Source organism: Schaalia hyovaginalis (assembly GCF_014208035.1).
Lineage (GTDB): Bacteria > Actinomycetota > Actinomycetes > Actinomycetales > Actinomycetaceae > Pauljensenia > Pauljensenia hyovaginalis.
The window spans coordinates 2269230-2293308 of record NZ_JACHMK010000001.1; the positions used below are offsets into that span (position 1 = coordinate 2269230).

At 64.0% G+C, this 24079-nt stretch carries 26 protein-coding genes; 10 read left to right on the forward strand and 16 right to left on the reverse strand.

The window, feature by feature from the left end:
* Positions 1 to 87 precede the first annotated feature (87 nt).
* The 4 genes from HD592_RS10005 to HD592_RS10020 form a co-directional block, all read right to left on the reverse strand.
* Positions 88 to 879 (reverse strand): DUF3800 domain-containing protein, encoded by a 792-nt coding sequence (locus HD592_RS10005; protein WP_184453784.1) that lies wholly within the window; start codon positions 877 to 879, stop codon positions 88 to 90.
* A 221-nt stretch (positions 880 to 1100) separates the two neighbouring features.
* Entirely contained in the window at positions 1101 to 1334 is a 234-nt protein-coding gene (locus HD592_RS10010; RefSeq protein ID WP_184453786.1) for a hypothetical protein, read from the reverse strand.
* Positions 1335 to 1481: 147 nt separating this feature from the next.
* On the reverse strand, positions 1482 to 2273 hold the full coding sequence (locus HD592_RS10015) for a hypothetical protein (protein ID WP_184453788.1): 792 nt from the start codon (positions 2271 to 2273) through the stop codon (positions 1482 to 1484).
* Positions 2270 to 3160, reverse strand: coding sequence for a DNA-processing protein DprA (locus HD592_RS10020; RefSeq protein WP_184453790.1), 891 nt, complete (start codon positions 3158 to 3160; stop codon positions 2270 to 2272). The genes HD592_RS10015 and HD592_RS10020 overlap by 4 nt, the downstream gene beginning before the upstream one ends.
* 118 nt (positions 3161 to 3278) lie before the next feature.
* Here HD592_RS10020 and HD592_RS10025 point away from each other — a divergent pair, with 118 nt between their 5' ends.
* From HD592_RS10025 to HD592_RS10060, 8 genes are all read left to right on the forward strand, one after another.
* Complete coding sequence (locus HD592_RS10025; RefSeq protein WP_184453792.1) at positions 3279 to 3560, forward strand: hypothetical protein; 282 nt, start codon at positions 3279 to 3281, stop codon at positions 3558 to 3560.
* Between the two features lie 532 nt (positions 3561 to 4092).
* Positions 4093 to 4491: a MobC family plasmid mobilization relaxosome protein gene (locus HD592_RS10030; RefSeq protein WP_184453794.1), complete on the forward strand. Its 399-nt coding sequence runs from the start codon at positions 4093 to 4095 to the stop codon at positions 4489 to 4491.
* Entirely contained in the window at positions 4488 to 5105 is a 618-nt protein-coding gene (locus HD592_RS10035) for a relaxase/mobilization nuclease domain-containing protein (RefSeq protein ID WP_184453796.1), read from the forward strand. Before HD592_RS10030 ends, HD592_RS10035 begins: the two co-directional genes overlap by 4 nt.
* Positions 5106 to 5278: 173 nt before the next feature.
* A complete protein-coding gene (locus HD592_RS10040) occupies positions 5279 to 6706 on the forward strand; it encodes a relaxase/mobilization nuclease domain-containing protein (RefSeq protein ID WP_184453798.1) in 1428 nt (475 codons plus the stop codon).
* A 201-nt stretch (positions 6707 to 6907) separates the two neighbouring features.
* Positions 6908 to 7180 (forward strand): hypothetical protein, encoded by a 273-nt coding sequence (locus tag HD592_RS10045; protein WP_184453800.1) that lies wholly within the window; start codon positions 6908 to 6910, stop codon positions 7178 to 7180.
* Entirely contained in the window at positions 7177 to 8232 is a 1056-nt protein-coding gene (locus tag HD592_RS10050; RefSeq protein ID WP_184453802.1) for a zeta toxin family protein, read from the forward strand. Before HD592_RS10045 ends, HD592_RS10050 begins: the two co-directional genes overlap by 4 nt.
* Positions 8229 to 8819 carry a recombinase family protein gene (locus tag HD592_RS10055; protein WP_184453804.1) on the forward strand — a complete coding sequence of 197 codons (591 nt, stop codon included), beginning with the start codon at positions 8229 to 8231 and terminating at the stop codon, positions 8817 to 8819. The genes HD592_RS10050 and HD592_RS10055 overlap by 4 nt, the downstream gene beginning before the upstream one ends.
* Positions 8820 to 8929: 110 nt before the next feature.
* The gene (locus HD592_RS10060) at positions 8930 to 9328 is read left to right on the forward strand and encodes a DUF4913 domain-containing protein (protein ID WP_184453806.1); all 399 of its coding nucleotides are present in this window, start codon (positions 8930 to 8932) and stop codon (positions 9326 to 9328) included.
* A gap of 56 nt (positions 9329 to 9384) precedes the next feature.
* Here the strand turns inward: HD592_RS10060 and HD592_RS10065 are convergent, their stop codons facing one another.
* Genes HD592_RS10065 through HD592_RS10100 form a run of 8 tightly spaced genes read right to left on the reverse strand, consistent with a single transcriptional unit; the run spans position 9385 to position 17726 of the window.
* Positions 9385 to 10095 carry a hypothetical protein gene (locus HD592_RS10065; RefSeq protein WP_184453808.1) on the reverse strand — a complete coding sequence of 237 codons (711 nt, stop codon included), beginning with the start codon at positions 10093 to 10095 and terminating at the stop codon, positions 9385 to 9387.
* Positions 10092 to 11753, reverse strand: coding sequence for a type IV secretory system conjugative DNA transfer family protein (locus tag HD592_RS10070; RefSeq protein WP_184453810.1), 1662 nt, complete (start codon positions 11751 to 11753; stop codon positions 10092 to 10094). The genes HD592_RS10065 and HD592_RS10070 overlap by 4 nt, the downstream gene beginning before the upstream one ends.
* Positions 11750 to 13246: an ATP/GTP-binding protein gene (locus HD592_RS10075; protein ID WP_343058797.1), complete on the reverse strand. Its 1497-nt coding sequence runs from the start codon at positions 13244 to 13246 to the stop codon at positions 11750 to 11752. Before HD592_RS10075 ends, HD592_RS10070 begins: the two co-directional genes overlap by 4 nt.
* The gene (locus HD592_RS10080; protein ID WP_184453812.1) at positions 13243 to 14730 is read right to left on the reverse strand and encodes an SCO6880 family protein; all 1488 of its coding nucleotides are present in this window, start codon (positions 14728 to 14730) and stop codon (positions 13243 to 13245) included. Before HD592_RS10080 ends, HD592_RS10075 begins: the two co-directional genes overlap by 4 nt.
* Complete coding sequence (locus tag HD592_RS10085) at positions 14727 to 16073, reverse strand: TrbL/VirB6 family protein (RefSeq protein WP_184453814.1); 1347 nt, start codon at positions 16071 to 16073, stop codon at positions 14727 to 14729. The genes HD592_RS10080 and HD592_RS10085 overlap by 4 nt, the downstream gene beginning before the upstream one ends.
* Positions 16073 to 16852: a DUF8175 domain-containg protein gene (locus tag HD592_RS10090; RefSeq protein WP_184453816.1), complete on the reverse strand. Its 780-nt coding sequence runs from the start codon at positions 16850 to 16852 to the stop codon at positions 16073 to 16075. Before HD592_RS10090 ends, HD592_RS10085 begins: the two co-directional genes overlap by 1 nt.
* Entirely contained in the window at positions 16849 to 17130 is a 282-nt protein-coding gene (locus tag HD592_RS10095; RefSeq protein ID WP_184453818.1) for a hypothetical protein, read from the reverse strand. The genes HD592_RS10090 and HD592_RS10095 overlap by 4 nt, the downstream gene beginning before the upstream one ends.
* Positions 17127 to 17726 carry a DUF6668 family protein gene (locus HD592_RS10100; RefSeq protein WP_343058822.1) on the reverse strand — a complete coding sequence of 200 codons (600 nt, stop codon included), beginning with the start codon at positions 17724 to 17726 and terminating at the stop codon, positions 17127 to 17129. The genes HD592_RS10095 and HD592_RS10100 overlap by 4 nt, the downstream gene beginning before the upstream one ends.
* A 182-nt stretch (positions 17727 to 17908) precedes the next feature.
* On the opposite strand from HD592_RS10100, the gene HD592_RS11965 reads away from it, so the two are divergent.
* Complete coding sequence (locus HD592_RS11965; protein WP_221437877.1) at positions 17909 to 18079, forward strand: hypothetical protein; 171 nt, start codon at positions 17909 to 17911, stop codon at positions 18077 to 18079.
* Positions 18079 to 18363: a hypothetical protein gene (locus HD592_RS10110; RefSeq protein WP_184453824.1), complete on the forward strand. Its 285-nt coding sequence runs from the start codon at positions 18079 to 18081 to the stop codon at positions 18361 to 18363. The genes HD592_RS11965 and HD592_RS10110 overlap by 1 nt, the downstream gene beginning before the upstream one ends.
* A gap of 220 nt (positions 18364 to 18583) precedes the next feature.
* Here HD592_RS10110 and HD592_RS10115 read toward each other — a convergent pair whose 3' ends face one another.
* The 4 genes from HD592_RS10115 to HD592_RS10130 form a co-directional block, all read right to left on the reverse strand.
* Complete coding sequence (locus HD592_RS10115; protein ID WP_184453825.1) at positions 18584 to 19624, reverse strand: MarR family transcriptional regulator; 1041 nt, start codon at positions 19622 to 19624, stop codon at positions 18584 to 18586.
* A complete protein-coding gene (locus HD592_RS10120) occupies positions 19621 to 20814 on the reverse strand; it encodes a helix-turn-helix domain-containing protein (protein WP_184453827.1) in 1194 nt (397 codons plus the stop codon). Before HD592_RS10120 ends, HD592_RS10115 begins: the two co-directional genes overlap by 4 nt.
* Complete coding sequence (locus HD592_RS10125) at positions 20811 to 21086, reverse strand: hypothetical protein (protein WP_184453829.1); 276 nt, start codon at positions 21084 to 21086, stop codon at positions 20811 to 20813. The genes HD592_RS10120 and HD592_RS10125 overlap by 4 nt, the downstream gene beginning before the upstream one ends.
* Before the next feature lie 253 nt (positions 21087 to 21339).
* The gene (locus HD592_RS10130; RefSeq protein ID WP_184453831.1) at positions 21340 to 23883 is read right to left on the reverse strand and encodes a VaFE repeat-containing surface-anchored protein; all 2544 of its coding nucleotides are present in this window, start codon (positions 23881 to 23883) and stop codon (positions 21340 to 21342) included.
* Positions 23884 to 24079 lie beyond the last annotated feature (196 nt).

The following is a 24079-nucleotide window of genomic DNA, read 5'->3' on the forward strand; positions in this document are numbered from 1 at the left end:
GCGCTAAAAGTATGGAACTGTTCGCGGGAGGTCACCGCTCCTATGCTGGGTAGTGGATCTGTGACCCGGCCCAGCGGGCGCTAGCTTCTAACCTGAGGCTAGGGCTTCAGCGCTCGAGCTCAGCCTACCTGCTTGCCGCAGTTCCAGCAATGACCTCTCGTGACTGGTCTGAATCTCGAGAAGTTCCGTGTCACAGTCCCTGAAATATCCGGATCCGAGCGCACTTGCAATGTCGCGCGATAGGCGAGCTTTCGGAGTCTGATCTTCAAGGAAGGCTTCTAAGCCCTTGTCCTCTATCTTCTTGCGGGCATGAAAGATTGCGCTCGCGACCATGTCTGCGATCTGGAGACCGGAGCATGTTCGCGAGTCGAGGCTGATAGCTGCCGCAATGCGCTTGTTGCCAAGCCGCTCGTTAACTTCGTTCATCAGGCAGTCTCCGTATGACACGCCTTCTGGAACATCGATATGGTCGAGGAGAGCGACGGCGATCTCTCGGCGTGTTACGAGGCCCTTGAGGAGTCGGCGCGTCGCAAAGAGGTGGCCTTGCCATTGAGTCCGACTGCTCCAAGGGTCGTAGTGTCGTTTGTCGAGGACGAAGGCGCCGAAGGTGCAGCAACCCGTGTCGACGATCTCGCGAAATACGTCGCTCAGGATTGGTTCGGATCGCTTCGTTACGTTGGAGAACTTCAATTCGTCTGCTGAGTTGAACTTGTGTCTGTCTCTGACGGCCTTGACGGTTCGCGACACACGATCAGGGTCCGTGGTCCGAACGGCAGCTGTGACGAAGTAGCTGCCGAGCGATCCTTTGGAACCAGCTTCATCAATGAAGTAGACAACGCCTTGAGCGTTCGTCGGAAGGACGAGCTTCGGAGGCTTCATTCACGGCTCCAGGATTATTGGCACGGTACGGTGACGATGCTAGAGCAGACGGGCTGCATGTGCGACCAAGCGCTCCTGCCAACGGATTCTGGTAAGGCTCCCAAGCAACCTAATCAGGGTCGTACCGGGGGCCCAGGCGTTCGAGACATATCGAACGATCCCGACCTGCCGGCGCTATATCGTGTGGGTGCCCGGCTGGGGCCGGGCACCCACACGCGCACTCAGTCTTCGTTCACCCTGCGCCGCGTCGAGGTTCTACGTGGCAGCTTCGATGGGTCGACGAAGCCGGCCTTGATGAGGTCAGCTCGTGCCCAGCCGACACCGGTCGCGGCCCTCCATGCGTCCTTGTACTCGTCGGAGACTTCCCACATGGTCGTCAGCTTGCTTCCCAGAGTGCGCAGCATCGTCTCTCGGTGTTCGTCGCGTTCGAGGAGCTTTTCCACGGGGTCGGTCATTGTGTGTCCTTCCTGTTGGCGTGTCCTTCGTAGATACGTCGGACGGGGACACACACCCAGCGGCGCCTGCTCGAGTAGGGCGACCCGCGCGGAGCTACTGACAATGCTTGACCGCTCTGCGGCTGCACATCGCTCGCGGCGACTCGTCTACCGGATCGTCGGGCAGTTCCCGGAACGGGTCCACGGGCACGCCCACATCGAGTCCGGCGTGTTCGCGAGGTCGCGAATGCGGTCGACGAGCGGCTGCGCGGGAGCGTATCCACTATCCACGAGGCGGGCGATCGTCAGGATCGACACCTTCTCGATTCCCTCCCTGAAGAGGGCTTCCGCCGCCGAGCGGGCGTTGCTGCCCGTGACCCATGTGTCTTCGATGAGCAGCACGTGCCGCGCACGATCGGCGTCGGGCGTATGGACGAGGTGGAGCCGTTCTGGCTGGTAGACGCGCTTGCCTTCCCCTGGAGTCGTCCACAGGTTGAGCTCGGGAAGCCGGTCGCCGATCACGCTGGACGCGATTCGCGACAACGCGTGGTCAACGGACTTCGTGTTGACTGTCGAACGCAGTGAGGGAACGATGCACCACGCGTCGACGGAACCTTCCTGCGCTTCCAGACAGCGGTAGTGGTCGGCGAAGGCGAAGTAGAGGACTCCACGGATGAGCTGGCGCGCATCCTGGACGTAGCGCGCCTCACCGCTCTCCTTGTAGGCGAAGAGCGACCGATAGAGCTGTGCACCCTTGACCGCGTACAAGCAGAAGCCCAGGCGAGGGGTCTTCCCCTGCCCGTAACGCCCATTGCAGGCAGGACAGAACTTGTAGTCGTTGCCTGCGGCTCCTCGGCAGGTCGCGCACGCATGGACCGGGCCTGGGAGCGCGCGTGTCAGGACGGACCCGTAGGTCGATTCCAATGCGCGCCGGTAGTCGGCCTGGCGATCAGCCGTCATAGGGCAGCTACTGAATCGGCCAGGAGACGGCGGTGCGCTTGGATGGTCTCAATCGCCTCGGATATTTCGCCAAGGCTCGAGGCGACGAAGACTCCCGGCTTGCTCGCCATCTCCTTGGCCCATTCGGTGGCGTAGACGACGCCGGATAGGAGGATGACATTGCGGGAGTGGGCAAGAGCGCGCCGCGCCTGATGACGGGTCCCGGAGTGCTCCCCTGCGGCGACGACGATCGTGGCGAGACTGTAGCCGGACATCGTGACATTGCGCATCGGGAAGGTGTGTCGACTGGTGGCGGCGCCGGGTGTGAACTGCGAGAGGACGAGGCCGTCGGCGGCTTCAATACGATCGCGCAGCGGCTGATTCTCCTTCGGGTATGTGACGTCGATGGGCGTCCCCATGATCGCGACAGTGCGCACCCCAGCGTCGAGCGCGCCCGTGTGAGCAGCGGCATCGACCCCCTTGGCCAGGCCCGAGGCGACGGATAAGCCATGCGCAATTCCGGCTCGTTCCGCGATGGCCCGCGCCGCTTCGCACTGGCGCGGACCCGCATCCCGAGACCCGACGATCGCGACGGCCTCATCATCCCCGGCAAGACGTCCGGTGTAGAAGAGCAGGGCGGGAGCCTCGCGGACGCTGAGGAGACGCTGCGGGTAGCCGGCGTCGAACAGGGTGACGACCTGAATACCCCGCTGGCTCCACGAGGCGACCTCGAGACGACATTCGTCCAGCTGAGACTCATCAGCGAAGAGCGCACTTCCGGTCACCCGGTCTAGCGCCTCGTCAACCCCGCGTTCCAGAAGGAGCTGGACGCGCTCAGGCTGGGAGAAGTCGCGGTTCTTCGCGCGCATGACCGCAAGAATCCGCGCGACCTCCTCCATGTCCCTCATGGTCTAATTCTACCCACCCCCACAGGCAGCTGGCCCCGCCGAGCCCTCGCGCGCCCTCACACGGGACGCTTCCGTCCTCCCGACGACTCAAGGGCATCGCTGCCGCTCAAGAGAAGGCATGAGACGCCTCTCCGGCCTGCTGACCGTCCTCCTTCAATCGGTGCGACGGCTCCGATTCCTCATCACCGGCCAGATTCACACGGCTGCACCACCCGCGTCCTGCGCCGAGCTTCACGAGATCGCTCGAGACCAGCTCGTCATGGTCCTCGCAGCTGCTCTCGAACCGCACCTCGGCTGCGTAGCCGCGTTCATCGCGAATCTTCTCGTGGCCGCTCTCGCGGACGCCCTTTCACGCGTCGCGACGGGAGTCCGCAAGTGGCGACGCTCGCGCCGCCGGTGAGCAGCCGACGGCGCCACCAGCAGGCGCACCCCCTTCACGGGGTGCGCCCCTGACCTGACCGGTGGTGTGCCCCCGATGGTGGGCACACCACCACGCCTCGCCCGCCCCCAATATGCACAGCCGCTAGAGCCTTGAGAGCTCCGCCTGCACACAGTGGGGACGGGCGAGGCCACTTCGACGGGGCGCCCACCCTCCGGCGCCCGGGGCTTCGCGCCCACCGCGCTCGCCCCTGGGACGCCGAACGTGGACGCCCCGCATTTTCCCACGCATCGAGGCGCATCAGGCTGGGCCTCATTCGCCCTCGCATGCAGGCATGGCCTCCATGCTCGCTCCGCCACTTAGACACCGCCCGAGGCGGCGTTACGCGCAAGCGCGCCCCACCAGGGGCGCGCGTAAGCGCAGGCGGAGCAAGTTGATACATAGTGGGAACACTATGAGCACTTGGGCTGGACGCTGTGCGGCCACCCTGGCACACTGGACGTGTGATCCCCTGTGGGGTCGTTGCACTGAGCTAATGACGAACGGAGCCGCCATGAACGCCGACTCGGACGCTTCGCGTTCGGGTCGACGTTTGCCTCGAAGTGTTGCCGGTGTGAAGCGGCGCGCTCTGAAGGTAACCCTGTCATCTGATGAGTACGCGGCTCTTCGTGCGCGAGCAGAGAATACGGGCGAGTCGATGTCGCGAATTCTGGTTCGTTCCGCGACAACTGGTGGAACATCCGATCAGATTGACGGAGCGCGTCTCGATGAACTCATGCATGTGCTCACCGACTTGCAGACGCAAGTGCGAGGAGTGTCGGGCAACCTCAATCAGCTCGCCCACTGGGCGAACTCGCACCATGCATTCCCCGAAGAGGCCGCTGATCTTGCGAAGCGTGTTCGCAGGATCCTCGTTGACATTGAGCACACCTTTGAGGGAGTGCACCGATGATTCCCAATATCGTCGACGGTGGCGACACTGCCGGCCTTATGCGCTACCTCGTAGGACCGGGCGGAGCGGGTGAACATGAAGATCCGCACCTGGTTGCGGGAGATGGTGTCCTTCTCGATTTCTTTCCTGATCGCTTTGAATTGAACGTTGATGTCGCAACACAGATTGCGTCAATGCTGGACCGCTACATGAACGTCATGCGCGTCCATCCGACCGGACGGATACGCAATTTCAGCGCCAAGACCGGAAAGACCGAAGTCATCGGTCGCGGCAGGAACCACGTCTGGCACTGCACGTTGTGCCTGTCCCCCACTGAGTCATTCCTTGAAGACGAGACATGGCAATTGATTGCCACCGACTTCATGGACGAGATGGGCTTTACCGAAGCGTCTGGCAAAGCACCCTGCCGGTGGGTTGCCGTGCGACACGGCGCATCGAAGAACGGTGGGGACCACATTCATATCGCCGCGAACATCGTGCGTGGTGACGGGACGAAGTGGTCACCGTGGCGCGATCAAGTGATCGCACATCGCGTGTGCAACAGCCTCGAGCACAAGTACGGGCTCGAGGTCTTGGAGTCACGCGAGGGTGCTCCGGTGCGAGGCCGAAGATGATCTCGCACATTGTTGACGGTGGCGACACTGCCGGCCTTATGCGCTACCTCGTAGGACCGGGCCGCGCCAATGAACACGAGAACCCGCACCTGGTTGCGGGGGATTCGATCATTATGGATCGCTTCGAGGGGTGGGCGCACCTGAGTCCTGCACAGGCAGGTGAGATTGCGTCAATGATCGACCGTTACATGAATGTTCTGTCAGAGCACCCCACTGGCGCTATCCGCAATTTCAATCCCGAGACGGGCACAACGGAAATCGTGGATCGCGGGCCGAACCACGTCTGGCATTGCTCACTCTCCCTCCCACCGAGGGCGGGACTCCTCGACGATGAGACGTGGCGGAAGATCGCGCAGGACTTCATGGACGAGATGGGCTTTACGGAAGCGTCCGGCAAACCTCCCTGCCGGTGGGTCGCCGTGCGACACGGCACTTCCAAGAACGGTGGCGATCACATTCATATCGCCGCGAACATCGTGCGCGCCGACGGCACAAAGTGGTCGAGATGGTGGGACTGGAAGAACGCGGGCCGCGCATGCAATACGCTCGAGCACAAGTACGGGCTCGAAGTCATCGAGTCGCGTGAGCACAATCGCGGAGCGCGCGCTGACACTCCTCACGAGCTCAATGCCGCCAAGCGTGCGGGCAGGCCCGAAACGACGAGGGCGATGCTGGAGACTCGCGTGCGCGCGGCAGCAGCCGGTGCAGCGAACGAAGCAGAGTTCGTGCGGAGCGTCCGCGAGCTGGGGGTGCGTATTCGTCCGAGGTTTGCCAAGGGCCGCACCGATGTTGTCCTCGGCTACTCCGTCGCCCTCCACACTGATGCCGCCACAGCTGAAGCGACGCGCTGGTATTCGGGTACTTCTCTTGCGCGTGACCTCACTCTGGCGCGTCTGAGAGGTAGATGGGCGGTCACTCCCGAAGGTGCACAGGCCGCCGTCGATGAGTGGCGTGCCGCGTGGAGAGGTGAGCCTGCTCGAAGGCGCGAGCGCCCGTATGATGCGCGCGCCTTCCAGGCGAGCGCCCAGGCACTTAGAGCGCACCGCGATGCGTTCTCCCGGATCGACCCAACCGACCCCGTTGCGCTCGCTGACGCGACGCAAGACCTGGCGGGCCTTCTCAGTGCCGCCGCCATGCAGCCTGACCTCGACGCCACGCAGGCACGTGAATACTCTCGCGCCGCTAGAGCCCTGGGACGCCACGCGCAACTCAAGTCGAGACCGCCGAGACTCTCCCCTACCCGCACACCGTTCACGCACGCGGCACGCCTCTTCCTGACCACAAGCAAACCAAAGTCAGATGCGGCCCGAGCAGCGGCGCTCCTGGACGACATGACCGCTTTCGCGCGCTCCCTCGCCAACCTGCACCGCGCGGCTCAGCAAGCGCAGACTGCCGCGATGATCGAACGCGACCTTGCCACGCTCTTCGCACACGCGAACTCGCCCGCCCTCGATCCTCAGCTCGCCCGGATCAAAGAACTCGCCGCTGCTTCTGGCTCGCCCTCCAAGATCGGTCGACCATCACCAACGAGAACACCGTACACGCCCGCTCCGCACGCGCCACGGCCAGTGGATCGACCGACACACACGCCGCACTTGTAGGTCACACGACAGCGGCTCCCGGTGCTGTGGTGGCGTGCCGGAAACGATCGTTTCTGATGCGAAAGTGAAGGCTGAGGAGAACAGATGCGACACGCCGGACATGCCCGCCCCGAAACTGCGCACCGAAACACAGACAACCCACAATTACTACTCGACCGTTTTCGGTGTAACGAGGTATGGTGAACATAGAGCGGAAGGATCATGATGCACACCGACGAGGCGTATGAAGATTTCAGTCCGATGATCTACGACATCATGCGCGAGTTGGCGACTCAGCTCGGCGGACGCTACATCGAGTGGATGGACGAAGCGGAAGACCCGGATGCGAGAGAGCACTGGCGTCACGAGCAGTTCCGCGTCATGCGTGAAGTCCGCGCCGTCAACCCCGACAGCCTCCAAGAAATCGAAGAACACACCGCCAAGCTCCAAGCCGAGCTGCGGGCAATGCCGCGCTACGCGCCTGTACTCGCGTGACCAGCGAGTTGAGCGCACGCGTTCTGCGTGAGCGTTTCGAGACGAGGATCGTTCCCTACCTTGATGACCTGCGCGAGCAGGCCCGCGATGACAGTTCATGGCCGCCGGTCCTCGTGTACACAGGAGGCCAACCGGGAGCAGGCAAGAGCAGGGCGAACGAGCGCGCCGCACAGGCGCGCCCTTCTCTCGTTCCCATCATCGGTGATGATTTGCGTCAGTTTCATCCCGCCTACGCGCAGATCATGCGCGATGACCCGGCCTCAATGCCAGAGCGCACGGCCCATGCATCGGGACAGTGGATCGCAATGTCCGCCCGCTACTTGCGTGAGCGCCGCGCTGACGTGCTCATCGAGACGACGCTGCGTTCCCCTGAGGCGATGGCGTCGACTATCGCCTCGTTTCGTGAGGCGGGCTACGTTGTCGAGATGCGCATGGTCGCAGTCCCTGAAGAAGTCTCGCGTCTTGCCACCATTGAGCGCTATGCCGGGCAAGTGACCTCGACGGGAGTGGGACGATGGACGCCCTCAGATATGCACGATGAGGCTTATGCGGCAGCCCCGCACACCGTTGAATGTCTCATTTCCTCGGGAGCCGTTGACCGGTTCGTCCTTGAAGACCGCGCGGGCCGAGTGCTTGTCGACTCCACGTACTTTGGTCTACGCGACGCCCAGCTTTCAGAAGCAGGGCGGAGCGCAGCCGAAGAATTCACCTCGCAACGCTCAGTCGATACCCTTGACACGCCGAGCGCGCTCGCTTGGATGCAGCAGGCCAGACGCCAGCTCGAATTCGTGCGCCACCTCGACCACCCAGACACTGACCTCATCGCCACCCTCACGCGCAGTCTCACTGTTGATGCGCCTGTTATCGCCGGAAGAGCGTATCGCGATGATCCCAACCGGGCAGGCGACGAGCTGGACTTCCTTCGCATCGCCGCTCGCATGTTCACTCTCCCCCACACGCAGGCACCGAAGGATGTTCCTTCGCTCCAGTCCCCTACAAACAGTCCGGCCCTTCGTTCAACGGAAGGACGCACTCACGGGAGGCAGGTGTGAGCGCACGTGTCGGGTATGCGCGAGTCTCTACGCGCGAGCAGAACCCGCAGGCCCAAGAAGCCCTTTTGCGGGAGGCCGGATGCGAGCGCATCTTCACCGACCACGGAGAATCAAGCCGCACGGTGGCGCGCCCCCAGTGGGAAGCGTGCTTGGACTACCTGCGCAGGGGCGACACCTTGGTGATCGTTGCTCTGGATCGCATCGCGGGCACAGAACGCATGGCGATCGAGATCATCCGCGACCTTGCTCACCGAGGCGTGCGCCTCAAAAGCCTCACTGAGGCTTTCCTTGACGTGGACACCTCCACGCCAATGGGAGAAGCGATCATCGGGATCATGGCGGTCCTAGCCCAGCTGCGCGTCGCCACGATCCGTGAAAACACAAGGCGAGGGCTCGAACACGCCCGCGCCCAAGGCCGGCGCGGAGGTCGCCCGACGGTGATGACACCTGAGAAGACCCAAGCCGCGCGCCTCATGCGCCAAAACGGCTACAGCTTCGCCCATATCGGCAAGAGTCTCGGTGTCGGCGCATCCTCCGTCGCACGCGCACTCTCCCGACCCGAAACCACCGAACCGGCGCAGCAATAGCTCAAGCGTCGGCCATACTTGCCCACTCTCATTGCGGTCACGCGCTGTGTGTGCACGCTCGACGTATCAGCATGAACACTCACGCTGAATCAGCAGAATCCGCAAGCCCCATGACCGACGCCAAGGGTGGCGAAGAGGAGACAGAAAACAGCCTGTACTATCCGAACATCGACGCGTTCGTCGAGCAGTACCTCGCCCCGATGTACGACCTACCCAAGACGCAAAACCGGGTCTGGTGCCGACAGTGGTGGCGGCACGAAGGTGCGGTGATTCGCCTGCACGCCCTGTGGTTGTCATGGGAAGAGACCCGCGTGCACGAGTCGCCCGGCACGATGGCCTCGTGGATCCTGAACATCGCCGATCCGATGATGGCGGTCTTGTTCAATCCAACTTCGGGCCCGTTCATCGGCTGCTCTGAGGATCGCGGCCACGAGTCCGAGCGCCCGCATTCTGATGGGCGGCTCCCCTGCGATCCCCCACCCACCGGCCTGTTCGACCCGAGGCAGTAATCCCACACGCCCGAGCGGGGCGCTCTTTTGTGTGAGCGCCCCGCTCATGGCGTGCGTTAGAGGGTCTGAGAGCGTTTGTGGCGCATTTTGTTGGCCCGATACGACGAGACTGTGCTCCCTTTCCGCCCCTTCTTCGCCTGCGACACGAAAGTCTTGCGTGCTGGGGCGTGCAGTGACGTGTCCGCAAGCAGGGCGCCGTGAAGCGCGTGAACATCTTGACCGGCCGACGCGTGTGCTTTCTGGGTGATCCATTCGGCCCTGGCTTGCGCCGAATCCCAGGTGACCACACTGCGGGTCGCCTCAGCACTCTCCGTATCTGCCCTTGGCACCTGCACGTTATCGGCCGGGGCCGTCGCCTCGGCTTCGTCGACGCGTTCGCGCGCGTCGACCGTCTTGGGGTGCTGGGCCTCGCTCTGAGCGTCGGCACGACCTGCGTGCTTGTCGCACTCACGCGCAGCGAGCGCCGCTTCCGGATCCCACGGGGCGAACGCGCGCGCCGCCTGGACGGCCTCGCGGACATCGTCTACACGAGTCGACGGGTCGTCCCAGAATCTTGGGTCTAAGGCGCGTCGGTACAGGCGCTGCGCCGCATCTCTCTCCACGTCAAGAGTCCGCCGGAGGCTTTCCACACCCTCATGCGAGATCCGGGCCGCGCGTGCCAGGGTCGCGGCGCGTCGTTGCGCCACGGATTCCCCCACCCTCAAAGCAGCGCGGACGATCTTTTCGACCTCCTGGTGCTGAAGGTCGCCAATACGTTCATCTGTCATGCGTGCGCTCCCTTTTCTTTCTTTTCTGTCTTCCAGTACGGAATCAATGCTGCGAGGAGGGCCGGCGTGCCCGAGGCGAACACCCATGCCCTTCCCGCCGGTAGAGCCTGCAAGTCGGCGACCGTAGCGATCGGCCGTTGCTGGGACTCTCGCGAGGTCGACGTCGACCGTCCTTGCGCGGACGTCGACATCGATCTCGAGTCGACGTAGTGCACGCCAATCAGATCTGACAGCTGCGCCAGGAAGTCGCGCTCAGAGACGCCTCCCCCGTAGACTTTCACATTGGACGCGCTCCAGAGTTTACGGATGCCGGCATCCCCCCAGGCGTGCGCGCCCTGGCTCCACGACTGAAGGATCGTGTCGACGCAGATCCCACGAGACCCGAAATGGCTATACAGGTCGGGAAGATCACGCCATCTACACACATTCGCTGCCTCGTCGAGCTCAATGAGCATCGGGGTCGCCATCCTGCCGTTAGGTTGGCCTTTCGCGTGAAGGAGGGCCGCCTGCACGACGGCCACCGTCAACGCCGTCACGATCGGCGCCGCTGACCCTTTGCCTTCTTGAGACAGGCAGTAGAGCGTGTCCGTGGAGGCGACGAACTCCTCTGGCAAAAACTCGACTCCACCGGGTTCTACCCATGCCAACGCCTCCTCGTTGAGGAGAAAGGAGAGGATCTGTCCAGCCGACCCGTAGACGCCCGACCTGGTTTCCGCCACCAGGCTCATGTTCGCCGCCAGGGACTGGTAGACCATCTGTTCGCCGCTGCGCTCTAGAATCCGCAGCGGCTCCCGATCATCCGGGTCGGTGACCCACCGGTACACGTCCCGCAGGCTCTTGTCCCCGCGGCCGCCGGCCAAGAGGAGCGCCGTGACAACATCGCGAGCCGCCCCGTCAAAATAAGCGTTGGTCGTAGCGTTGGCGGCCCTCGTCGAATCCACGAACACTTGCGCCAGATCCTTGGCTTCGACCGCATTCGTCACCTGCCGAAGCGGGTTCCACCACCAGGAGCGTTCCTCATCGCAAATGCCCTGGGGGTCAAACACCCACACGCGGCCTCGGTCGGCACGCTTCTTCCGTGTCGAGTCGACGATGTCGCGCTTGTTCGAGGTCGCGACGACGGCGCCGGGGGCCGCGAAAATACGCGGAACCACCCAGCATGTCGTCTTACCGGTCCTGGGGCCCGAGATGTTGATGCCAACGTCCTCAAATGAACTCACGAGCTCCACGCCGCCTACGACCGACCGGCCGATCGGAAGCCCCACCACGGGGCCCGCCACGCGCAGGCGTTCTGCTTTCTTCGCTGCGGCCTGGCGGGTCAGCGCATGGATGTCTGATCCTGAGCCCGCAAGGCGAGCCGCACGGTCCCCTCGGCGCCGCCCCGTCATTCTCGCCGACACGGCACCCGCACCGACGAACACACACCCCACGAGGAGTGCGACACCCAGCGACCATACGAGAACGGCACGAGGAAGATCTCCGCGCACGACAGCGGCGAGCACCTCGAACGGCTTGGCAGGGGCGGCCTGGCCCGAGTGCCAGCTCCACAAGCGAGCCCCCGCCCACACGACCCCCGCAGCGCAAAACGCAACGACGGTCCCTCCGACGAACAGAAGTGTCTGGCCGTCCCACGTGCGCATGTCGTCGCGCAGGCTCATGCGTGCATCTCCCATCGCTGGTTGGTGTTCGACAACCCGCGCGACACTTCAGAGTGCACGAAGTCGACACGCAAAGCGAACCCCGGAGCACCAGAGGTTTTCAGGAGGAACTTGCCGCGCCCCACAGGAGCAGACTCCCTGCCGGTCGCCGGGTCATAGGTGCCCGGCGCGTTCCACGAGGCAAGCAGGTCCTGCTCTGCTTGGCTCACCGCCACAACCCCAGAGAGCAAGTCCATTTCGCGCGCGGGCAGGCCGCCGAGGAACAGCATCTTCGACCGCTCCACGAAACCGAGGGCTTTGAGACGGTCTGCTTCCGAGTCCAAGGCAGCGAAGTCACTCATCGAGTGGGTAATCATCATCTGCCCCACACCCACACTCCGGTTGAGTCTGGTCAGAGCGTCGACCCGGTCGACCAGGCCAGACGAGGAGCGAAGGGTCCGCCATAGTTCATCCATGACGATCATGTAGCGGCGCCTGGGGGCCGCTCCCGCATCCGCGAGACTTTGGGCGATCTCCACGGTGGCAAACCCATAGGACCAGCACGCCAGCAGGACAGCGGCCTGAAGGTCAGCATCGGCCTGGAGGAGTGAGTGCACATCGAAGACGACGCTGCGGTCCATCATCATCGGCGTCGTCGTCTCCACCGCGAACAGTTCCCCAAACCTGCCTGACAGCAGAGCCATAAGGGAGGCTTCCAGCGCTTCAGTGATCTCCCTGTAGTGCGTGTCATCGCCCCGGTCCAAGGCCGCACGGCGAAGCTCGGCTGGCCCTTCTCGCACCACGTCAAGAACGTGAGCGAGCCTAGGGCGCTCATAGCGCTCTTCGACGATCCGGATCGCCTCATCGAGGATCGTCTCTTCCCTGTCCGTGGGAGCCGACCGGCGGATGATGTGCACGAGGGAGGCGACGAGTGTTTTCTTGCGTTCGTGCGCTTCGGCCTCCAAAGCGTCGGCCTCTTCCGCGGCCCCCGCGTCTCGCAGCAGGTGTGCCGCTTCGACACTGTTTCCCGCGTCCAACGGATTGATCCCACCCTTGCCGTGTCCGATCTCAATGACCTGCGCGCCGAGTGCTTCCATGAGATCCACGTAATCCGGCTTGATGTCGCCCAGCACCATCGTGTGCATCCCGAACGCCTCTAGGCCTTCGATCATGCGGCGCACGAGCGAAGACTTGCCCAAGCCGTTCAGGCCGAGCACCATCGCCGACGGCGCTGAGATCAGGCCCTTCTCGAACCAGCTGATCGGGTCTGCGCAGATTGTGCCCGTCCCATTTGTCGCCCGCCCCAGGGGAACGCCGACCAGGGGTGCGCCAGACCCGACAACGAGCGGGAACAGCCCGCAGACCTGCCTGGTCGTCCCCCGGTAGGGGCGGATGATCGGCATGGATGCGGCATACCCTCCGCCCGGCCTCTTCCAGCCCCGCTTCATGGCCCCACCCGTACCGGCCCCGGTCAGTTCTGCAAGCAACTGACCCACAAACCCGAAGATGCTCACAATGCGCCTCCCAGCCGCTGACCAGTCGGGCGCACGCCCACAGGCAAGCCGAGCGCGAAGGCGCTATCTTGCGCGCCGTACGCAAGCCTGACCTGGAGGCGCGACGCGGCCGCCAAGGCCGTGACCGCAGAAGACGTGTCCTCCATGTCCTCACTCATCGTCGTGGCCGTAATCACCATCCCGAAGTCCACCAATCCCGCGCCTGCCGCCTCTTCGGCCGCGACCTGTTGCGCCGCGTGCAACTCATTGAGTGAGCGGGCGGTGGGCCGGCCCATTGTCTCCACGCGAGCGCGCGCCTTGTTGAGGTCTGCCTCCACGACTCCTGGGGCTTTGCCCGCGTCCATCGGCCGATACAGGATCGTCACCCGCTTGCGCGCCACATCCGCGTTGGCTGACAAGATCGTGCGCAGGATCGACGACTGAACCACACCCCTCGGGGGTGCAGACACCACCCACGAGCGAGAGCGCCCCGAATCATGCACGTAGGTATCCCACTGAGCATGAGCCGTCACCGGGCCCGCGTCCCCCCACGACACATGCACCTCCTCGCCGGCCGCCGCCGCGTCCTCGAACAACTCTTCACACGCCGGGTCGTAAGCGACGCGCACCAGGCGCACCACCTCATCGACCGTCATCAGATGCACAGCCCCAGCCCCCGCCGCCACAAGCGTTTGTGTGAGCCCCGGAAGCCGGGTCCCAATGTCGCGTGCCGCCTGATCGAACTGGCGACGCTTAGCTCCCATCCGCGCCGGGTCAAACACCACAGTGATCCAGGTACGCACCTGCGCTGACCCCGCCTTGTACTCCTCGACCACCTCACGCATGATTTGACGCGCCAAATCAGGCGCATCCGGGCTCATACGACGCGTCACTTCACGGTCAAGCCGCGACCCTGTATCCGGAGACGTCTCCACGCACACCGATGCGCCCACGATCCCCAGCTCTCCGCCCAGATCAGCCAGCCACTGACCCCAGTAGGCGACCTGAAGATCCACATGCTCCGTGTCCAGCAGATCAGCCCCCGAAGGCGCAACCTTGAGGACGACAGCGAGACTGCCGTCCGCGTGACGGATCAACGCAAAAGGGCGATCATACGAGTCAACCTGACTCGACAGGGTCGAGGCCGACAAGACTCCCGGCAACATGCAGTGACCAGAAGCGACAGAGGCGGGAGCAAGCGGCCCCGACCGATAGATGTTCTCCTTCTTACGCGATGCCCTCCAAAACCTCATCGTCTCCCCCATCCTGTCTGCAAGAGAAATACCGTGCCTGTCTTTGACTGAAATGGCCCAGATCGCGCCCGCCGACACCGCGCCCACGAGCGTCGACCACAAGGGACCCGCCAGCGCGTAGACGAGGACCATGAGGATCATGGCGACAAGCACACCCATCGACGCAGCGAATGAGAGTTGCCCAAACCCCGCAGCCGACGGCCTGCGCCAATTCCCATACGTCCTGGGGCCTTCATGTTCACCGCTACTCATTCCTTCGCCACCCCCGCAGCACCCGTCGCCGCATCACTCGCTGTCTTCGTCACCTCGGAGGCGACCTGCGCCCCTGCGATCACAGCCGCCGCCACACCACCTGTCGCCACCGTCGCTCCCGCAGCCGCCGCACCACCCGAGGCGGCACCGCCTGCTGCGCCGCCGCCGGCGCTCGCAGGTGCGCCGGCCGAGGCACCGCTGCTCGCCGAGGCGCCACCCCCGTGGGTCGGTGCCGGCGAGGATGCGGGGGCCGGCGTCGACGATGATGATCCCGCCGCGCCACCACCCCCAGCGGGTGACGGCGAGGATGCTCCCGCCCCGCCTGAATGCACCGACGCCGTATGGGACGAATGCATCGACATGATCGACCCGGTCGCCATCGCACCCATCACAGCCGTATCCCCCACGCCAGGGCCTCCCTGGCTCATCGCCGCCGACGCGGGCACCACAAACCCGATCAACGCCGGCAACACCAACACCGCAGCGACAAGTAGGAGAATGCCCATGATGAACGTCGTCACGTCATCACTCGACCACTGATCCGCAAACCCCGCACGCGACGTGAGCTTGATTGCCACCGCGTACACGATGGACGCGGCAGGCTTATACAGGACGAACGCCACCAGCCACGTGACATTCTTGGTGAACCATGAGCGTCCCCAGGTCGTGTTCGTGCATGCCGCACTGATCGGCAAGATGCCGACCAGAATGACGAGGAAGGCCGAGCGGAGCATCATCATGCCGATCTGCACAACGTTCGCGATGATGCCGAACAGCCCCAAGATGATGATGAGGATCGGGCCGAGGGTGCCTGTGTATTGTCCAGCGAGCAGGCCCCCTTGAAACAAGGAGAACGCGAACTGGGTCCCATCCCCTCCCGTTGCCTCATCCAAGATCCACTGGGAAAACGCGTCAGCCGCCTGGATCAGATAATGCACGATGCCGATCCCTGCGACAGCGACCGTCATATACGTCAGCACCGCCGACATCAGATCGCGCAGCGGACGGCCCGACCGGCCTGTCGCCAGCTGGATCCCCGCAGCGATCACGGACACCATCACCGCCGCGATCACGAACACATACAGGTGCGACTGGACGAACACCGCCTCAGAAGACCCACCCCTCAAATCAGGGGTGTCAACCTCCACCCAAAATGTTCCGATTCGCACGAGAGTGTCCGTGAGCGTCTCGAACACGCCGTCCGCCCACGATTTCAGCACCGTGTTCGAGGCGGCCCGTCCCACTCCCCCAATGATCGCGGCCGCATTATTCGTCGCACACGCGAAATCGAACGGGACACACAGTTGAAGATCTTCCGCTGCGAGAAGGTCATGTCCCATCATCACCAGCTCCACTCGATAAAGCCCGCAGGCAAGCCAGCAGAGTCAAGGCGTGACGCTCCCCAGTTGTTCCCCTCGGGCCACGTGAACTTCCAATCCCCGTCCGTGTATTCCATCTTCATCGGCCACGTCAGCCACGCACCCGCCGAGGACGCAGAATCCACCACGAGGACCACAAGGACCACCTCCTCGCTCCACTGCTCCGACCAGAACCCGTGCACACGGATCCCCTCCGGTTCCGTCCCCGCCTGCGAGTCGGGAGTCAACGCCAACGCCTCACGCGCGTTCGCGTCATCCACCGCACGCGTCCGAATCACCTCAGCCACACTGGGCCCACGCGCGATCCAGTTCAACGCATTCGCCGCAGCAACAACCGCCCCCTCTTCTGATGGGGCGTAACAGCCCGGCACCCCCTCACGCACACGCGGGCCCGCAGGCGACACAAACGTCGGGACCGTATCAATGGTTTCCACGCGCCCCAAGGGCGCGGCCGTCAACCGGCCATCGTCGAGCCCGCCGGTCGGCGCGCACACGCCCGCTCCCCCGCTCTCACCCGAAGCGCCAGCATTACTGGCATTACCAGCATTGCCAGCGTTGTCGGCGTTGCTGGCGTTGTCACTCATGCCCGCGTTGCTGGCCCCCGTATCCGCCGGGCCAGGCCCCGCCACCACCACCCACACGACCCCCACCACCAGGGCGACCAGAGCAATCGCCGAGAGGAGGAAGGCCGGGCGAGCGAAAGGATGCCGCTCAGGCATCACAGGATCATCGCGCGTCATCATCCGAACAACGCGACAATCGCACGGACCAGACCCGCCGCACTCGCGATGAGCATCGCACCCACCGCGACTTTCCCGATCTGATGCACATGCTCAGACGAGGTCCCCCGATGATTCGCGATCGCCAACGCCGAACCCGCGACGATGAACCCGACGATCGCGACCACAAGACCACCCCACATGAACCACGACAACAGCGTGTTCACAGGCCCTTCCAGGTTCGGAGGCGGCGTCGGGTGCGGATCCAACTCACTGCCCAGCACACTCATGAGAATCTTCATGCGTTTTCCTTCCGTAAAGCGAGAACCTCATCGAGGACCCGCGCGAACGCCCGAGATGGCGTTCCCACCTCGGCACGCACACTCAATCGCCACGCCCCCACCCAAGGGGCATAGATCGTGGTCGGGAACGCTCCCGCCGTCTTCTCTGCTGCAAGCCGCAGAGCCTTCGGGAGGCGTCCGGGAATGTCGGGCACGATGAGCAGACCGACAAGGTTCACGCCCGGGACCGCTCCGGCCGCCCACTGCATCCCCGCCTTGCGGGCCGCCTCCAGGCCTGCCATGTTCGACCGGCACACAACGAGCACGTCAGCCTCACCACCGGTGATGCTCGGCCACGCACACCCGGCGTCCCCCGCGTCGACCAAGCTCGCCCAGGTGGACGTACCCGCCCCGCCGTGAGCGCCGACCAGCCAGAACCTCTGGCGCGATTCAAGGGACGGATACGAGCGTTCCAACGCAAACGGCGCCGCAACGTCTGCGCCGGCCTTCCATACCCCAACCGCCTGACGCGCAGGCAGCGTCTGCTCGGTGGGCACACGCTGTACGTTGTCGCGACGAGCAATCCACGGATTCTCGCTTTCAGGCATACAAACCATCACCGTCCCTTCCTGCACATACGTCAGATGAGGACACACAGGAGGCAGTAGTGACAGAACACACCCGGCCAACGTGGCCGAAGATCCGCATTGACGTTGACGACCTCGGATCAGTTCATCTCTTCGTCGCCGGAGTACATAGACAGAACGTCATTCCCTCGCGGACTGCACGCCAGCAGGCAATGGACGCAGTCGTCGACCTCGCACGACGCTACGCCCGCCCCCTCGACGTCGATGCCACCGACGAGCACGGCACTTTCCACATGACCGTCCATCCCGACGGGCACATCGACGAGAACGCCTACACACCCCGCAGCGACTCCGCAGGGACTACCTCCGCACAGGGGGCCTGATGAAAGCCCCGCATCTGCTCCCCCAGTTCGCCTTCGTCCTCGGCGACGAAGACGTCAACCTCGACGAGCTCGAATGGCGCCATCCCTTGCTCGCCACCGACTACGACCTCGCCTACGAGCAGGCACTGGACCAATGCGAAGCAATCGGCCTCGATCCGACGGCCACCACAATTCGGATCTATTTCCGCCTCCAGGCCGTCGGCTACACGCCCTGGGCGCCTGTCGACGACCAGACCGACTACCGCGCACTCATCGCCCGCATCGACCCGATCATCGAGCTCTGACCAGCCCAGAGCAGGGTCTCAAAATGAGACCCTGCCCCCATAATTCCCATTTTGTAACGCACTTCACATTCTCGGGGCGAACATGCGCCCAGCCAACACAGCCACGACAGACCCGCACGCCAACCCACGACATCAACCTCGCCCGACAAGGCAGGGTCTCAAAATGAGACCCTGCCCTCACACATTTCAATTTGTGAGGCATTTCATAAATCGGGGGTGTTTATGCTGCTGATCGCCACTGGCGCACCAGGGCCGCGCACCGACCGGCGATGTCGGCGTCATCCAGGTCGAGAATGCCTGCCGTGGTGCCCCGGCGTGACCCAACCAAGAGTGTCATCCACGCCCGGGCGACCGTGGGATCGATCCCCAGGTCCGCCAGCCGCACATCCGCACCGGCGATCGCGTGGCGCCGGCCCGGGTCACCGCAAGCGATCTCTGCGATCCGGCGCGTGCCGGCCCAAGCGATTGTTTCGTCCATGCCGGCCGACACCAGACCGTCCACGATGCGACGCAACGGTCCACTGACGTCATCGAGGGCGACCCACCGGTCCCTCTCGACAGGCGCCGGATCGTTGGCGCTCACGTCGGGCAGGGTCTCGACGGGGATCGGACGAGAGGCGAATGCGACATCACGAGTCAGACCCCGACGCACCACGATCGTGGTCCACAAGCCCCACGGCCTGCGCGAGGCAATGAGCTCATCAGCATTGTCACGCAGGGCCTGCCAGGCCAGCGCGATCGTATCGGTGAGCGCCTCATCAAAGCCCATCCCGGATGCCATCGCGTGGCGGATCGGCGCCCAGAATTGCCGGGGCCCCTCAGCGACCAGTGTCGCCCCAAGACACTGGGCCGCTTCCCCCGTCCATCCGCTGGCTTGAGCTGCGTGCAGCGCCTCACGCAGGCCGTCATTATCGTTCTTGCCGATCGGCCGGGCATCACCGAGGCTCAGCGGGACCGCCTCGACCATCGGCTCAGACGAGGCCGCCTCCTCGGGCGCGAAGCGGAGCTCGAACACGGACGCCGCTTGCCGATCATTCATGCGCCTACCATATCGACGCACCAATCCCAGCTCCTCGAGCTGAGCCAACGCACGGAACACGCTCGCCCTGCTCCGGCCGGTCGCCTCCACAAGCCAGTCGATCGAGCAGATCGCCGCTCCACGACAGTCGGCCAAACGCCCGAGCTCACCCATGACCAGACGGGCCGTGGGCGAGACGCCGTGCAGTCCGCGCAGCTGGCCATGCCAGGAGATGATCTTCACGCCGACGCACCGCCCTCGCCGCGTCGATCCATCGCGATCCGCGTCCACGTCGCCCAGTTCGCGTCGGGCATCTCGGCCGCCACCTGCGCGACCAGCGCGTCGAACTCGGCGTCAACCACGTCATCGACCAGCGCCTCGACCTGACGATCCTGGCTGGCGCGCAACGCCGCGAGCCGCTCGCGATCACGGCGCTCAGCCTGCTCGCGCAGCCGCTCAGGCGCCGCCTGCGGATCCACATTCGCCTCCAAGCGGGCCGCCACCAAAGCGGCCAAGCGATGCACCCGGAAAGGCAAGCGCTGGTCCATGAGCTGGCGGATCTGGCCCGGAGCCCAGCCAGCATCGAGACGCACACGCAGCATCTGGGCCACGCGGCGAGCACCCTGGCGATCCAAGGCCTGCAACGCGGGCGGCAAACACGCCGCCACGAGGAGCCCATCATCCTCGCTTGAGCCCCCAGCACGCTTGACGTCAGCCTCCAGGGCATCGAGAGGCTCCCCTGGCACCGGATCAGCCCATGAGTCGCCAGACTCGAGCGGGTCACCCGCCGGACACGCCGCCGACGGCGCCTCCGGGAGGGCAGGCGACACCGCCGCCGTGGCCTCCCCGAACTCAGCCTCACCATCGAAGCCCGACCCGACCCCAGCGCCGCGACCCGCATCGCGCGCCTGCTCGCACGAGGTCAGGTCTGGTGGTTCTATTGGTGGTTCTTTCTTTATATCTATGGGGCTCACCTGTGAGCCCTTTACCCCCCGATTTTGAGCCCCATAAGAGCCATGGGGCTCACGGTGAGACTCATTCGTTGACCTGCGCAGATACTCCCGCTCTCCGGGCTGTCGGTCCTCGCTACCTTCTATGGGGCTCAATTTGAGCCCCATAGGCTGACCTGCGCTTTCGTTCAACTGAGGGCGTGTACCAACCATGAGGTGATACATGGTCGACCCGCGGTGTGCGCGCCCGTTCTCGTCGTAGAAGTAGCGAGCCTCCCGCTCGATCAATCCAAGTGACTCGAGCTGGTTGAGGTAGCGCGCCACCGACGAACGCGAGCACTCGACAACCGATGCGAGCGTCTCCCGCTTCGGCCAGGCACGATCCTCATCGTCCGCGTACTCAGCCAGCGCAACGAGAACCCACTTCGCTGACCCGATACCCCGGATCTCATGGAGCGCCCAATTCACGGCCTTGAAGCTCATCGGACCATACCTCCGATCACGAGGCGGGCCGACCAACAGCCCGAGTCATCCCAGCGGCGCGCGTCGATGAGGCCAGCGCGGTGAAGGGAGGCGAGAGAGCCTTCGACCTTGCTCACCGGCAGGGAGGTCTTCGTCGCGAGGACATTGGGGTCAATGCGCACTCGGGCGAGCGCGCCCGCATCATGCGCCAGGGCGAGAAGAACGAGCTTGTCTGTTTGGGTTCGACACGGCGCAAGCCACGCCGCGTCGGCAAGCCACTGTGTGGAAGTCATGGGGTTCCTACCGTTCGCCGGGCCCGGACTACCGCCAGCGACTGTGCTGGGGTATGCTCGGGCGCGTTCAATAGCGCGGAAGCGGGAAAGACGATTCGTTCGTCTTTCCCGCTTCCCCTCTTTTGCGTCTACGGCGGCCCGGTGGGGGATGTGGCAGGAGTCCACTCCCCCACCGAGCCGGTGCAAGCAGCCTTGTGGAGGGCGACCGCTTGCGACGGGCCCGCGCCGCCAAATACAGCGCGGGGGAATCGGGTCAGACGAGCTGACGACGACGAATGCCGAGGATCGTCACGCCCACGCCCAGGACGACCAGGGAGGTCACACCGAAGAAGGCAGCGTCGGTGCCCGTCACCGGCAAGGTCGGCTTGGGGGAGTCGACCGTAACGGTCTGGCCCTCGTCGTTGATGTCCGCGTGCGCAGCAACCTCAACACCGTTGCTCGTCGCCTTCTCGAAGACGACGATCGATTGGCCAGCAAGACCGGACGTGTTGAAGTGGAACGAGACGGTCTCACAGCCCTTCGAATCCGCCGGGGTGAACTTCACCGACGAGGTGACAGGCTTGCCCGCAACCATGAGCTCCTTGCCGGTGGCCTTGTCCATGAGCGTGCCCGACAGCTCGTACTCCTTGCCGACGGCGAGGTTCTCGTAGCACACCTTGTCGTCCAGGACGACATCAGCGTTCGGGGCGAGCGTCTTGTCGGCGTCGGCATGATCGGTGGCCGTGGTGCCAAGCTTCGGGCCGGGCGTCTTCACGGTCTGCCCCTCGTCGTTGATGTCCGCGTGGGTCGCGACCGTCTTGCCGTCACGCGTGAGATCTTCGAATACGACCGTCGTCTTGCCCGCGAGAACCGAGGCATCGACAGTAATGTGCACCGTCGTGCAGTCGTCAGCCTTGGTCGGCGTGTGCTTGACCGTCGCCTGGACCGTCTTGCCCTCATCGTCGACGAACGGCTTGCCCGTCTCCTTGTCCATGAGCGTGGCAGTGAGCTCGTACTCCTTGCCCACAGCCAGGCCCGTGTAGCACACCTTGTCAGACACGGTAACGGTGCCGGAGGCAGCGAGCTCCTTGTCGCCGTCCGCCTTGTCCGTCGCAGTCGTCTTAAGGGTCGGGATCACGCCCTCGACCGTGAACTGCTCGGTCTTGTCCTCAACGCTAGTCGTCATCGGCGCCACACGATCATCACCCGCAAAGGAAGTGACGAACACGTAGGTGCCGGACTCGGACGGATCAACCTTGAAAGAGTTCGAGCCCACCGTCGGATTGAAGCCATTCTTGGCAGGGAGAGTAACCTTCGCGACCACCCTCGCCTGCGCCTTGTTCGCCTCGGTCACGTCCAGGCCCTCCGGGAAGAACAGAAGAGTCTGATCCATCGTCTTCACGTCAGCCTTGAAGCCCCGGTCACCCGCGAAATCCGGATGATCCGACGGGAATCCGTCGACCCACACGTCATCAACGAGATAAGTGCCAGCCTTCGTCTCGCGCGACGAGATCGCCGTGTTGATCTCCACCGGGAAGCGCTTCGACGTGATCTCCTTGTCCATCGCATACCCGTCAGTCCAGTCCTCATGGACGAACTCAGAAGCCGTGTACTCCTTGCCGCCCGTGGTGACCGGAGCCGTCTGGTCGGCCTTGACGACCTTCCACACCCACGTCACGAAGCCCGACGGGACCTGCACGCCCTCAAGGGTGGCGGTCTGCGTACCCGGCCCATCAAACGTCAGCGTCGCAGACCCGAGAATCTTCGCATCAGCAGGCACCGAATCCGACTTCGCGGCCGGCCGCTCACCCGTCCAATACGCCGTACCCACATAGGTCACCGGCACATTCTTCCCATCCAGAGACAGCCACTGGCCATCACCGTAATCAGCCTTCGCGCCAGCAGTAAACGTATCCGAAACCGGGGTCCCCTCATCAACGACGCGAGCAGCCGCAACGTCCGACGTGCCAACAGGCTGGAAATCAAAAATCACATCCCACGTCGGCCCCTGAGCAATCTCAGAACGCGGGTGCTCATTGTCACCCCAGATCACATCCTGGCGACCGCCCCCGGGAGACGCATAGCCAAGAGACGAGTTGCCAAGATCGCCATATTCAACGTGGTAGCTTGCACCTCCATTTCCAGTTGAATGCCACTTGATACCGTCGATTCGCGTTGCAGCGGTCGAGGAAGAGTATGTGTTCGTACCAGTGGCATCGAAGACAGCCGGGCCGGTCATCGTGATGGTGAACGGCTTGCCCGCCACATAGGCAGCAGCCCCGTTCTTCACGCCGATTCCGTCGATCGTGCCGAAGCGAGTCCCAGTGCCGGTCACCTCACCCGGCTCCCACGCGACAACGCCAGCCGCCTGCGCAGCAGCGACCATCTGACGCGCGCGGTCCTGAATCGTCGCCGGCGTGATCCCGAGGAGCGTGTTGACGTTCGTCTGCGACTGCGCACCTGCGTTCTCGAAGTTCACGTGTGCAAGGAATCCGACTGCAGCGGCATCCAGGTCGGTGTCAGAGAACTGAAGTGACGTCGGCATCCAGTTCTTCATGATGTACGCCATCTGCGGAATGTCGACGCTCAGATCAGCGGGCCGGCTCAGATTCGGCTGGTCTGTCAGCTGTCCCGGTGTCACCGCCACCTCCGCCGAAGGGTTCACGGCGTTCGCCTGGATGCACAGGCCCGGAACAGGCTGACCCTGATAGGGAATCCAGGTGCCGAGCCATCCGGTCCCGCCAGGGATCGGCATTCCTCGCACCCAGGAGCCCGCAGCCATCGCGGGCAGAGACACGATCATCGTCATCGCGATCATCGCGACTCCCAATGCTGCGGCTACGATGGACCGTAGCCGTGAGTGGCGCACAGGGGCGCCGATGGCAGACTTTGCCATTGGACCTTCCTTCCATTGAAGGGATAAGCCCTGACAGACAGGCCGAAAGGCCTAGGAACCACTGCCTGCCTGCCAGGGAGATTTCGGTGCGCCGCTCACGGCGCATCTTTCGGGGAGC